The sequence below is a fragment of the Methylotenera sp. genome (genome assembly GCF_036401095.1).
In the GTDB taxonomy this organism is placed as follows: domain Bacteria; phylum Pseudomonadota; class Gammaproteobacteria; order Burkholderiales; family Methylophilaceae; genus Methylotenera.
The window spans coordinates 415833-428809 of sequence record NZ_DASWWA010000003.1; the positions used below are offsets into that span (position 1 = coordinate 415833).

General features: G+C 44.8%; 10 protein-coding genes. 8 read left to right on the plus strand and 2 right to left on the minus strand.

Annotated elements, in window-relative coordinates; genetic code table 11:
- Positions 1-49: 49 nt before the first annotated feature.
- A complete protein-coding gene (queF, locus tag VGD82_RS03710; protein WP_331019110.1) occupies positions 50-496 on the minus strand; it encodes a preQ(1) synthase in 447 nt (148 codons plus the stop codon).
- Between the two features lie 99 nt (positions 497-595).
- On the opposite strand from queF, the gene smc reads away from it, so the two are divergent.
- The 8 genes from smc (at position 596) to VGD82_RS03750 (ending at position 11929) form a co-directional block, all read left to right on the plus strand.
- The gene (gene smc, locus VGD82_RS03715; RefSeq protein ID WP_331019111.1) at positions 596-4147 is read left to right on the plus strand and encodes a chromosome segregation protein SMC; all 3552 of its coding nucleotides are present in this window, start codon (positions 596-598) and stop codon (positions 4145-4147) included.
- 35 nt (positions 4148-4182) lie between these two features.
- Positions 4183-5667, plus strand: coding sequence for a cell division protein ZipA C-terminal FtsZ-binding domain-containing protein (locus tag VGD82_RS03720; protein ID WP_331019112.1), 1485 nt, complete (start codon positions 4183-4185; stop codon positions 5665-5667).
- Positions 5668-5685: 18 nt separating this feature from the next.
- Positions 5686-7719 carry an NAD-dependent DNA ligase LigA gene (gene ligA / locus VGD82_RS03725; protein WP_331019113.1) on the plus strand — a complete coding sequence of 678 codons (2034 nt, stop codon included), beginning with the start codon at positions 5686-5688 and terminating at the stop codon, positions 7717-7719.
- The gene (gene cysQ, locus VGD82_RS03730) at positions 7716-8528 is read left to right on the plus strand and encodes a 3'(2'),5'-bisphosphate nucleotidase CysQ (RefSeq protein ID WP_331019114.1); all 813 of its coding nucleotides are present in this window, start codon (positions 7716-7718) and stop codon (positions 8526-8528) included. Before ligA ends, cysQ begins: the two co-directional genes overlap by 4 nt.
- A gap of 35 nt (positions 8529-8563) precedes the next feature.
- On the plus strand, positions 8564-9466 hold the full coding sequence (locus tag VGD82_RS03735; protein WP_331019115.1) for a tetratricopeptide repeat protein: 903 nt from the start codon (positions 8564-8566) through the stop codon (positions 9464-9466).
- 177 nt (positions 9467-9643) lie between these two features.
- Entirely contained in the window at positions 9644-10642 is a 999-nt protein-coding gene (gene msrP / locus VGD82_RS03740) for a protein-methionine-sulfoxide reductase catalytic subunit MsrP (RefSeq protein ID WP_331019116.1), read from the plus strand.
- Positions 10643-10659: 17 nt separating this feature from the next.
- Positions 10660-11325 carry a protein-methionine-sulfoxide reductase heme-binding subunit MsrQ gene (locus tag VGD82_RS03745; RefSeq protein ID WP_331019117.1) on the plus strand — a complete coding sequence of 222 codons (666 nt, stop codon included), beginning with the start codon at positions 10660-10662 and terminating at the stop codon, positions 11323-11325.
- 79 nt (positions 11326-11404) lie between these two features.
- On the plus strand, positions 11405-11929 hold the full coding sequence (locus VGD82_RS03750) for a DoxX family protein (protein ID WP_331019118.1): 525 nt from the start codon (positions 11405-11407) through the stop codon (positions 11927-11929).
- Positions 11930-11981: 52 nt separating this feature from the next.
- Here the strand turns inward: VGD82_RS03750 and VGD82_RS03755 are convergent, their stop codons facing one another.
- Positions 11982-12821 carry a DUF3034 family protein gene (locus VGD82_RS03755; protein ID WP_414684457.1) on the minus strand — a complete coding sequence of 280 codons (840 nt, stop codon included), beginning with the start codon at positions 12819-12821 and terminating at the stop codon, positions 11982-11984.
- Positions 12822-12977 lie beyond the last annotated feature (156 nt).

Below are 12977 nucleotides of genomic sequence, written 5' to 3' on the forward strand. Positions count from 1 at the left end.
AGAATTTCCACGCTAATCAAGCCGCCGCCATCTCTATTGATATTTGTGCTTAGCCGCGGATGTTAGATTGGCTTTCAAATTGTGTTAATTCAACACGGGGTTGTGGCTGCCAGCCTGCTTTGCGATGCTCGGCAATCACGTTGGTAAATACGCCACCCCTGACATAAAACTTAGCAGTTACGCGCATAAATTTAGGCTGTGTCGCTGCAACTAAATCATCCAATATGCGATTAGTCACGGCTTCATGGAAGCAGCCTTCGTCGCGGAATGACCACATGTAAAGTTTTAGGCTTTTAAGCTCTACACATAACAGATCAGGAATGTAATCTAAATAAATCACAGCAAAATCAGGCTGGCCAGTTTTAGGGCATAGGCATGTGAACTCTGGGATTTCCATGTGGATATGAAAGTCACGTGTAGTTATTGGGCTTTCAAATGTCTCTAAAGTTTTAGAGGGCTGTGCGGTTGGTTTTGCACCTAGTGATAGATCGGTCATGATAGATAGTAGAGCTTTTGGCTTAAAAAACGTTATTATAACGCCCTAAAGCCAAATCTAATCAAAACCTAATCCAAACCTATTTAGTAAAAGTTCATTTTGCGTTTAACCCATCTCAAACTCTCAGGTTTCAAATCATTTGTTGACCCGACAACGCTGCATATCCACGGGCAACGTGTAGGTGTGGTTGGCCCTAATGGTTGCGGTAAATCCAATGTCATGGAGTCTGTGCGCTGGGTTTTGGGGGAGTCATCTGCCAAAGAAATGCGTGCAGATGCCATGGATGCTGTCATCTTTAATGGCTCAGGTAACCGCAAGCCTATATCTAGAGCCAGTGTGGAGTTGGTGTTTGATAATAGCTTGGGCAGTGCGGCGGGTGAGTGGTCTCAGTATGCGGAAATCTCGGTAAAACGGGTGATTGAGCGTGATAAGGGGTCTACTTACTACATTAATAATAGTGTGGTGCGTCGTCGTGACGTAGCAGATTTGTTTTTGGGCACGGGTTTAGGCGGCAGAGCCTATGCGATTATCGGCCAAAATACCATCAGCCGTATTGTGGAGGCGCGCCCTGAAGAGATGCGCGTGTTCCTTGAAGAGGCTGCTGGGGTTAGTAAGTATAAAGAGCGGCGCAAAGAAACTGAGCAGCGCTTACGTGATACACGTGAAAATCTGTTGCGCGTAGAGGATATTCTGAGTGAGTTGGATACGCAAATCGTGCGCTTGCAATCACAGGCCGCCGTAGCCGCGCAGTACAATCAAATGCAGCAAGCTTTAAATATCACCAAGGCACAGATTTGGTTATTAAAAAAGCGTGATGCAAGTGCACAGTGGGAAAAGTCACAACGCGCTGTTGAGCAGCTGGTCAATGAGCTGGAAGCGCAAATGGCGAGCTTGCGGCATAGTGAAAATACGCTTGAAACGCTCAGGCAGCAGCATGTTGCCTCGAGCGAGGCGGTTAACGTGGCGCAGGCTGCCTATTACGAAGCCAATGCAGAGGTGTCTAACCTTGAGAATCAGGTAAAAAACACCGCAGACGCGCGTGAGCGCCTTCAGATACAGTTGCATCAGCTATCTGTGCAATTGGAGAAAAACACGCAACAGCACAGCCAAGTTGAGAGCGCACATGGTTTAGCACAGGCAGAGCTTGCGCAGGCGAGTGCCGATTGTATGCATGCCGAGGAGAGTGTGAATGTTGCGCGTGCGGCTGTGCCATTGCAATTGCAGGCTTATCAGACAGCGCTAGCAACTTTTAATGCCAGCCAATCGGTTTGGCTAAATACAGAGCAGCGCTTACGCTTAGAGCAGACAAATATGACACATTTGTCTCGCTCAATTGCAGAAACTAATGAGCAGCTTAAGCGTTTGCAGCAAAGCTATGCTTCATTGCAGATGCCAGAAGATAGCCTGATTGCTGAGCAGCAGGCTGAACTTAATGCATTGAACTTGCATGTTGCTGAACTGGAACAGCAAAGCACTCAGGCTGCTCAGCAGGAGCAGGCTTTGCATGTGGAAATTAAAAACCATAGAGATTCTGTACATCAGCATCAACGTACGCTACATGTACTAGAGGCTGAAATTAACTCATTAGCTAAGCTGCAGCAGTCTATGCGCAAGGTGGATGATACGTCTGCATTAAGTGCGTGGTTAACTGGCGTGGGTTTAAATCACCAGCAGGAGCAAAATGTAAGGCTGTGGCAGTTGGTTCGTATTAAGTCTGGTTGGGAGTCAGCTTTTGAGGCTTTTCTTGGCGCAAAACTTAATGCGATTGCATGTGATCAATCGTTGATTGAAGTTGGTATGGCAGATAGGCCTCCGGTTGCTGTAACTTTGGCTGCTGCCTCTGTCGCAGGTCATGTTGCTAGCGATAAAGATCGTCCCTATGTCACCATGTTGTCGTTAGTTGAGCATGTGGGGCCTAGCTATCAGGCGGTATTGCAAGACTGGCTAGCAGGTGTGTATGTATTAGATAGTGATGCTGATGTTGCACAGGCTGTTGGCTTATTACAGCGTGGCGAATGTTTGGTGAATCAACACGGGGATATTTATACACAGCAAAGTGTGACTTACTTTGGGGAACAGTCTGGGCTGCATGGCGTGCTGGAGCGCCAAGCACGCCTGGTTGCCTTGCAGAGCCAACTGCCCGAAGCACAAGCGCAGCTAAAACTACAAAATGAGCAGCTGTTACAGCTAGAACACGATATGCAACAGTTGCGTGCTACACAGCATACCCATCAGCAACAACTGAAGCATGTTACACAGCAGGCGCATCAGTTGAATTTGCATTTGCAGCAACTTAAACAGCAGCAGGCAAATGTAATACAGCGGCAAGCTGTGTTGCAAGCAGATTGTCATCTTGCTGAAGAGAAACTGCATAAGCTACAAATGGAAAGTGCACAAAAGCAGGCCTTACTCAATACAATCACAGAAAGCCTTACAGTGCTGCAGCATGAAAAGCTGTCGCTGGAATCAAAGAAACAGTCTGCCGAACAGCTATTAAACGAGGCTAGGTCACAACTGCAGGTGGCTGAGCGTATTCATCAAGAAAAAAGTTTTAATGTAAAACTAATCGCAAACAATATCAATGAATTAGAATCAAAAGTTAAATCTATACAAGAAGAGAACGCTTCGCTGAGGTTGCGGTGTTCCGAGGTTGATACAACCTTGGCCGCCACTAAAATGGATACTTTAAGAGCCAATCTGGAGGCAGCGTTAAACACTAAGCAGCATCGTGAATTGTCGTTAGTGAACTTGCGTAATGCGTTGAGTGATAACGAAACTATTTTGCAGCAGCAGGAGCGCGAACGTTTACAGCAAGAGCAGCAATTGCATCCCTTGCGTGATAAGTTAGAAGCTAGCCGTTTAAGTGAGCAAGAAGCGCGTATTCATTTTGAGCAATGCCAGGCTGGGCTTGAAGCATCCAATATTGAAGAGGCTGTGCTTGAAAGCCACTTTAAGCAAGGTGCTGGCGCAGAACTTAAAGTGACGGACCTTGAAAGGAAGAAGACTAAGCTCATGTCAGACATTGAAGCTCTGGGGGCCGTGAACTTAGCTGCTATAGAAGAGTTAGCCTCTGAGCAGTCGCGCAAGCAGTATATTGACAGCCAATGCCAAGACTTGAATGAGGCAAGCAGAACCCTAGAGGATGCAATCTATAAAATTGACCGTGAAACGCGTAGCCGTTTGCAGCACACATTTGATGAAGCCAATAAACATTTTAATGAGTTGTTTACCACCTTGTTTGGTGGCGGACAGGCTAAGTTAGAGATGTTAGGCGATGAGATTTTAGATACAGGTATGCAGGTGTTTGCCCAACCGCCGGGTAAAAAGAACAGTACGATTCATTTGTTGTCAGGTGGTGAAAAAGCGCTAACTGCGCTAGCCTTGGTTTTTGCTTTATTTAGGCTTAATCCAGCACCATTTTGTTTAATGGATGAAGTGGATGCGCCGTTGGATGACAGTAATACTGAGAGATTTTGTGCCATGGTGCAAAAAATGTCTGAGAAAACACAGTTTTTATATGTGAGTCATAATAAAATTACGATGGAAATGGCGCAGCAATTAATCGGTGTTACTATGCAGGAATCAGGTGTTTCACGCATTGTGGACGTAGATATGGAAGCGGCTGTGAAAATGGTTGAGGCAGTGTCTTAAATGGCGACTGTCATTTAGTTGAGAGTTTAATGTAAATGAACGATTTGCAAATCATATTAATCATTATTGGTGCTTTAATCATTGCTGCCGTACTTTTGTTTAACTGGTGGCAGGAGCGTAAGTTCAACCAGCAAGTGGAAAGCAGTTTCTCTCAATTACAAAACGATGCGTTGTTAAATGATGGTGCTAGCGGTGATGCTATCAGTGCTGATGCGGTTAATGAATTTTCCGAAGATAATTTTTCTATTGATACCGAGCGTTTGAAAGAACGATTTGATCAAGACGCTAGATTTGCCGGCCTTAATAGCGCGAACGCAGAAAACGACGCGGATGCCTTGGATGATATTGATGAGACCTATTCAGAGTTAGTCGCTAGGCAGGGCCATGAGCATTACCATGCGCCGGAAGCGGATTTGAATGAGGTGGTTGAAGAACTCAGCAGTAGTGCCGCCGATGTCAAGCCAGCCCAGCATGAAGAAATCAAAGCAATTTTCAATGATGCGTTTAATCAAATCAACTCCACCCCGGCAGCCAGCGCTCTGTCAGATGATGCAACTAGTGATGTAACTGCCGAGCCTGCGGCACTACCTAAACTAACAGCAGCAACACCGCCTAAGGCTGCTGTTGCAACTGATGTGAATAAATCCAGTTTGCCAGCCATGCTGCAATCACAGATGGACTTAATTGCAGTGATCTATTTGGCCAATGAAACCAGCATTGCTAACATTACGGCGAGTATTGGTGGTTTTTTTGAAGATTACGATAAGCCGATTCATCTACATGCATTAATTCGTGAAACGGATTGGGTACCGTTAACTGCATTAGCGGTGCAGCCAGAAATTGCTCATGACATTACCACAAAAATCACTTGCAGTTTGCAGCTTGCCGATCGTGCCGGTGCAGTGACTCGCAGTGTTTTGAATCGATTCCAGTTAGCTGTAGAAACCTTGGGGTTAGATATTGATGGTCACGTTGAATGGCAAAGCAATGGTGACTCATTATTAGCTGCCTCGGCGCTAGATGCTTTTTGCATCGAAGTGGATAAAACCATGGGCTTTCACTTGGTGCATGGTGATCATGGCGCTTTCACTGGCACTAAATTAAGAGGCCTCAGTGAGGCGCAGGGCATGGTGCTAGAGGCTGATGGTGCATTTAAGTATTATGATCAAAGTGAAGCATCGCAAGTCAATACCAAGCCAGCGCCTGTTTCATTTGTGATGTTTAATCGAGACAATTATCCATTTAACCCTGAAATGTTAAGAACCAGCGTAGTGAAAGCAGTTACTTTTCAGCTAGATATCCCGCATGTGATGCATTGTACTGAGGCGTTTAATCACATGGTTCAAATAGCCCGCAATATGGAAACAGGCTTAAATGCAGTGTTGGTCGATGATAACAACAGGCCACTAGGCGATATGCAGATTGAAAAAATTCGGCAGCAACTCAAAGTAATTTACGCCACTATGTTAGTGCGGGGCATCGTGCCTGGTTCAGATAGTGCGCGTAGATTATTCTCATAAGTTTCAAGGTTAGGTTTAATGTCAGATCCGAAGTTAAGCGACGCTGAGCAGCGTGTTTTAGAGTTGCGTGAGTTAATCGCGCGTTACGACTACGAGTATTACGCGCTTGATGCTCCTTCTATTCCTGATAGTGAGTACGATAAAACTTATCGTGAACTCCAAGCCTTGGAGCATCAATACCCAAGCTTAGTGGTGCCAGATTCGCCAACGCAACGTGTAAGTGGTGCAGCTAGCAATGCGTTTAACAGTATTACTCATCGTCAAGCCATGCTCTCCCTTAATAATGCGTTTGAGCAGAGTGAGTTAGAGGCTTTTGATAAACGCATCCGTGATGCATTGGGTGTTACACAAGTCGAGTATGCGGTTGAGCCAAAGTTTGATGGTCTAGCAATCACTTTAACTTACGAACACGGTGTTTTTACGCAAGGCGCTACACGCGGCGACGGCTACACCGGCGAAGACGTAACACATAATCTGCGAACATTACGTGCCATACCAATGCGCTTAAATTGTGAAAACCCACCAGAGTTGTTGGAAGTGCGTGGTGAGGTGCTTATGTTGAAACGTGACTTCGATAAACTTAACCAAGCGCAGCTGGCAAAAGGCGAAAAGTTGTTTGCAAATCCGCGCAATGCGGCCGCAGGTAGCCTGCGCCAGTTAGATGCAAAGGTTACTGCTACGCGCCCACTCACATTTTTTGCTTATGGTCTAGGTGTGGCTGAGGGGATTCCTGTACTGACTAGCCATGGCGTAGCCATGGATTACTTGGCAAGCTTGCATTTTCCTGTCAGCAGCGTGCGTGATGTGGTGCATGGCGTGCTAGGGCTGAGTGAGTATTATGAAAAAATAGGCCAGCAGCGCCCGCAACTACCTTTTGATATTGATGGCGTAGTCTATAAGGTCAATCAATTTAATCAGCAAGCTGAATTGGGCTTTGTCTCACGTGCCCCACGTTGGGCGGTCGCGCATAAGTTTCCTGCACAAGAGGCTCTCACGCTGGTGGAAGATATCACCGTGCAGGTCGGCAGGACTGGGGCAATAACCCCAGTTGCGCGCTTAAAACCTGTGTTTGTGGGTGGTGTGACCGTGACCAACGCCACGCTACATAATGAAGATGAGATTCGCCGCAAGGATATTTTAATTGGCGATACGGTCAGTGTGCGCAGGGCCGGGGATGTGATTCCAGAAGTGGTGAGTGTAGTGCTTGCCAATCGGCCGCCACATGCACGCCGTTTTGAAATGCCGACTGTGTGCCCGGAGTGTGGCTCGCACATTCTCAAGCAGGAAGATGAAGCCGTTGCGCGTTGCACTGGTGGCTTGTTTTGCCCTGCACAGCGTAAGCAGGCAATTACGCATTACGCTTCACGCCGTGCCATGGATATTGAGGGGTTAGGTGAAAAGCTAGTAGACCAGTTGGTTGAGGCTAATTTGGTGCATACGCTGGCGGATATTTACAGCCTAGATCTACATACGCTCAGTAATCTTGAGCGAATGGCTGAAAAATCTGCTCGAAATATTTTAGATGCATTGAGTACCAGCAAAAACACCACGCTAGCGCGCTTTATTTATGCACTAGGCATGCGCAATGTAGGCGAAGCCACTGCAAAAGATTTAGCCAAACATTTCGGCAACTTAAAAGCCTTAATGGCTGCAAGTGTTGAAGATTTGCTAGAGGTGAATGATGTTGGCCCAATTGTTGCTGAGTCAATTAGGAACTTCTTTACTGAAGAGCATAATAAAAGTGTCATTGATGCATTGTTAAATGCTGGAATACATTGGGTAGAAACAGAAGGCAGGCAGCAGGCAACTGGTAAGCTTGTTGGTAAAACCTTCGTGTTAACAGGCACCTTGCCAAGCCTGTCGCGCGATGATGCCAAAGCATTGATAGAGGCAGCTGGTGGAAAAGTAGCAGGTAGTGTTTCAAAGAAAACAGACTTTGTGGTGGCAGGTGCTGATGCAGGGAGCAAGTTGGAAAAAGCACAATTATTGGGCATTGCGATTCTTGATGAGGCAGGCCTATTAGCAGTATTAGCGGAAGGTGAACCATCATGACCAATGAAGGCCATCAATTTCAAGCGGATGTAATTGCAATTGCTAAAGACGCCGGTGAGGCGATTATGCAAATTTATTCGACTGATTTTGGCTTTGAAATGAAGTCAGATAACTCGCCACTGACTGAGGCGGATATTGCTGCACACGATATTATCGTAGCAAGGCTGAGTCAGCTTACGCCCGACATCCCAGTATTATCTGAAGAATCTGATGAAATCGACATCGGCTCAAGGTTAAACTGGCAAACCTATTGGTTAATTGACCCATTAGACGGCACGCGCGAGTTTCTTAAGCGTAATGGAGAGTTTACGGTTAACATTGCCCTAATTAGCCAGCATCAATCGATTATGGGGGTTGTGTATGCCCCAGTTACTGGTTTAACTTACTATGCCAGTAAAGGGCATGGCGCCTATAAACAGCAAGGGGCAGCGCCTGCAGAGCGAATTTACGCAAAGACACTAAATCTGGCACAGGTTACCGTTGCTGGTAGCAGATCACACTCTGATGAACGATTCCAAAAGTTTTTGCATGGCGTAGAAACGGCCACCCTAGCTAAACCTGAACTTATCAGCTTGGGTAGCTCTCTAAAAATCTGCTTGGTTGCCGAAGGTAAAGCGGATGTGTACCCGCGATTAGGGCCTACATACGAATGGGATACTGCAGCTGGACATTGCGTGCTACAAGAAGCTGGCGGTGATATTGTAGACATGCAAGCAGTAGCGCTAAGTTATAACGCCAAGCCTTCGCTATTAAATCCGCATTTTTTTGCAACTGCTGATAAGTCTCAGCAGTGGGCAACTTTTTTATAATCGTTACTTATTTCATCTAACCGCATCGAGCAAAAATGAAGCTACATAAAACTTTAACTGTAATAGCTACCTCTCTGTTTTTTAATACTATTTATGCTGCAAGTGATAATGCATCTGCATGCAATAAAGCTTATGAACAAACGGATTTTCCTGCAGCATTAAGCTTTGCGAACAAAGCGCTTGATACAAACAAAAATGACAAAGAAGCGTTGATATGTCAGGGGCGTGTTTACAGTGGACAGGGTAAGCTAGACGATGCACTCAAATCGTTTAACTTAGCAGAAAAGCAGGCGACTGACGGCTTTGATAAAATGATTATCGCCCTGGTTAGCGGGCATGCGTACAAAGACGCGGGTTTGTACGAACAAGCGATTGTTAGTTATGAGCAAAGCCTGCAGCAAGCTAAAAGCATAAAAAGCAAGGCGTTTGAGCGTGTGGCGTATCAAAGTGAGGGTAACGTATATCTAAATTCCGGCAAGTATCAGCAGGCTTTAGATTCGTATCTTGCTGGCAGCGCGCTGACCGCAAATGATAATGAACGTGGTGAGAGTTTTGAATCCATTGCGCTAGCTCACCATAAGTTAAACCAGCATGATGCAGCGCTTGAGTTCCAAATCAAAGCCTTTATGATGCATGAAAAATCAGGTACGTTGGACCAATACGCACATGCCAGTATTGAGTTAGGCCGATATTACTCTGCCGCTAAGAACTATGAGCGTGCAGAGCGTACTCTGAATAAAATTATTAAATTTGCGAAAGAGCAGGGTGGTGCTTATTACGAGGCCTATGGTTATTGCATATTGGCACAAGTAAAGGCGGCAACCGGCGACAGTGCAACGGCAAAAACGCTGGTTGACCAAGCTAAATCAATCGCAAAAAATTCGCATGATCAAGCGCTTGCAGATGAGATAGAAAAAGAAACTAAAGGTTTGATTTAATCAGACCTCGTAATTTTTGTAGATACTGATTTTTTGTAAGGATATTCATTCAGCTAAGACTAAAGTAAGTTAGTTAAACTCATGATGAATTAGACGGTCACAGCTATGCAATCCAGCTTAACGTCATTCATGCTGGTTTAATGTTTCTAAAACATACATTTAGTACTGGGTATCCTTATGATTATTCTACAAAAAGCCGATGTTTCACCTTCGGAAATAACACCCAAAGAGGTTTTTGAAGATAGACGCCGCTTTATCAAGCAAGCGGGTTTAGGCTTGCTTGCTACCTCGGCTTTAGCGCACAGCAATTTTTTATTAGCAGCCAATGCAACCCACCAAACTACTCCTGTCGGCCACCCATCCAAATTACTACCAACGCTACCAAACTTCACTAAAACCGCTTATGGTAAGGATGAAAAGCTCACCTCATACGAAGATATCACCACCTATAACAATTTTTATGAGTTTGGAACCAGTAAAAACGAACCAGCAGTTAATTCAAAATTATTTAAGCCATATCCGTGGACGGTAAGTATTGAAGGTGAAGTTAAGAAAAACAAAGTTATCGGCATAGATGAGATTTTAAAGTTATCCCCGCTAGAAGAGCGTATTTATCGTATGCGCTGTGTTGAGGGTTGGTCTATGGTGATTCCCTGGCTTGGTTTTCCGCTTGCGCAGTTAATCAAATGGGCTGAGCCAAATGCTAATGCTAAATATGTTGAGTTTACATCCCTTGCTGACTCACAACAAATGCCAGGGGTGAATTTGCCAATACTAGACTGGCCTTATGTTGAGGGCTTGCGTATGGATGAGGCCATGAACCCGCTCACGCTCATGGCCGTAGGCTTATATGGTGAAAAACTGCCTAACCAAAACGGTGCACCAATGCGCTTAGTTGTGCCTTGGAAATACGGTTTTAAGGGGGCAAAGTCTATCGTGAAAATTCGTTTCACAGAAAAAATGCCGATGACCACTTGGATGAAAGCAGGGCCTAGAGAGTATGGGTTTTATGCGAATGTAAACCCGCAGGTGGATCATCCGCGCTGGACGCAGTCTTCAGAAAAAAGAATAGGTGCAGGTTTATTTGCAGGGCGCATTAAAACGCAAATGTTTAATGGGTACGCTGAGCAGGTGGGGCAAATGTATGCAGGTTTAGATTTACGTAAAAACTTTTAAATTGCAGGTGGATCAGTATGGCTAGTATCCAACTTCCTAGACGCGTACCAAGTAAAAAGCAAATGAGCTGGATTAAATCCGCGATATTCCTACTCTGTTTGGTACCACTTGTACGTTTAGTTTGGCTGGGCGTTAATGATGGTTTGGGTGCCAACCCGGTTGAGTTTGTTGAAAGGTCAACTGGGTTTTGGGCCTTAGTGATCCTGCTCGCCACATTGAGCCTTACCCCAGTGCGCTTACTATGGGGCATCAGTTGGCAATTGCAGTTTAGGCGTATGGTCGGGTTAATGATGTTCTTTTATGCCAGCCTGCATATCACCACTTATCTCTGGCTAGATTATGGCTTTGATTGGTCTGATATCGTAAAAGATATCATCAAGCATCCCTATGTGTTGGTTGGGGCAGCAGCGTATCTGCTAACGGTGCCTTTGGCGGTTACCTCTAATCAATACATGATGCAGGTATTGCGCCAGCATTGGAAACAGTTACACCTGAGTGTTTATTTAATCGCTACGCTAGGCATAGTGCATTTCTGGTGGCTGGTTAAAAAAGATATTCGTGAGCCATTGTTTTATGCCGTTGTACTAGCGCTTTTGCTTGGTGTGCGCTTGTACTACAAGTTACGTCAGATGAAAGTAAAAGTAGATAAGGCACGGAAAATGAAGCTTTCTGCCTTAATTTAAGAAAACACTTAAAAAATCACTGTAAGTTTTTACGGTTTGTCCCGACTAAGCCATACCAATAATTTCGAGGATAAACCCCATGTATAACAACAACCTAACTAATGGCATCTACAGGCTTTATGCAAGCACAATTGGCTACCTCAATCAGCTTTCTGAGAGCATCCCATCTTTATTTTTACGCTTAGTCCTTGCCTATGAGTTTGGTGAGGCAGGGTTTGAAAAACTTCATGGCACGAATTGGTTTGTAGATGTTACGTTTCCTTTTCCATTTAGCTTGATACCGCCAGAAATCAATTGGCAAATAGCAACTTATTTTGAATTATTAGGCGCGATAGCGCTGTTACTAGGTGTCGCGACAAGATTTTTTTCAATCTCACTCATTATTCTTACTATCGTCGCGATCGCCACGGTACACTGGCCTGCACAATGGATGAGTTTAAATGATTTATGGGCAGGCTACCGTATTGTCGATGAAGCTGGCGATGGTTTTGGTAACTATAAATTACCTTTGATTTATGTGGTGATGTTCTCGCCATTACTATTTGGCGGCGCAGGCAAGTTAAGTGTAGATTATTTGATTAAACAGAAATGGCTTAATCGATAGCCCTGAGGTTAGGGCGCACCTGAAGCAATGCAAATAAAATCATCAATCCAGTTTAATAAGAGATTTGCCCAGATAAATACCAACCGGATTGATTGGCTTTATTTGCAATGTTGCCTAAATCTAAGTAGGCAGCAGTCAGTGATATGTTTTTAACAGGAAACCAGGCTAAAAATACATCATGTGCATTTTGTTCTTTAAATACGCTTAAATTATCTGGTTTATATCGATATTCAGTGCCCAGCAGTAATTGGTCTGTGAGCATCACAGCAACCGATGCTGCGGGTTGTATTTGATAATGGTCGTGATTGTCACCACCAAAACCTAAAAAACCAAACTGATTGGCTTTGGTTGCCTGTAGTGTGCCATTTAGCAGTAGGTTCCTGCCAAATGCTGCGCCTAAATATAGCTTGGTTGCTGCTAAATATAGGTCTACCCCGGTTTGATGCTTGGCACCCAAGGCTTTGGGTACGTTATCAAAGTCTTCATTGTGTTTGATTTGCGCGCCAATCGCCACTTGCGGTAGCCATGTGTCTTGGTCGTAGATAGCATCGCCAAACAAGCGTACTTTTACGCCCAATGTATCCATGCGAATGCTTTCGCCCGGGACGGTGTCACTCAAGCCTAACTTTTGCTGGCTTAACGAAATTTCTAGGCGATTATATAAACCAACACTCACACCGCCTGAGCTTATTTCAAAGTCACCATTAGTTTTTGCTTCGGTATAAAAGGCGGAACTACCAATCTGTTTGTCAGTGCCGTAGCCTGAGATTAAAGCCCAAGGAGTTAACCCACCGCCACCAGCGCCCTCTATTTGCATTACACCGCCTGTTGCTAACAAGCGGTCACCTGCAAATAAGGTATTAGCATGGCTTAATGCGGAGATTGCAAAAATATTCAACGACCATGCTAGAAGTTGTTTTTTTGGATTGCGTGTTAACAGCACATTTGCCTTTCCTGGCGTTATTTCGAAAAATAATAAACAAGGTAATTACATAGATTAATCACAGTGGTTATATTAAAGTAATGATACATAAAAACCGAGACTTAA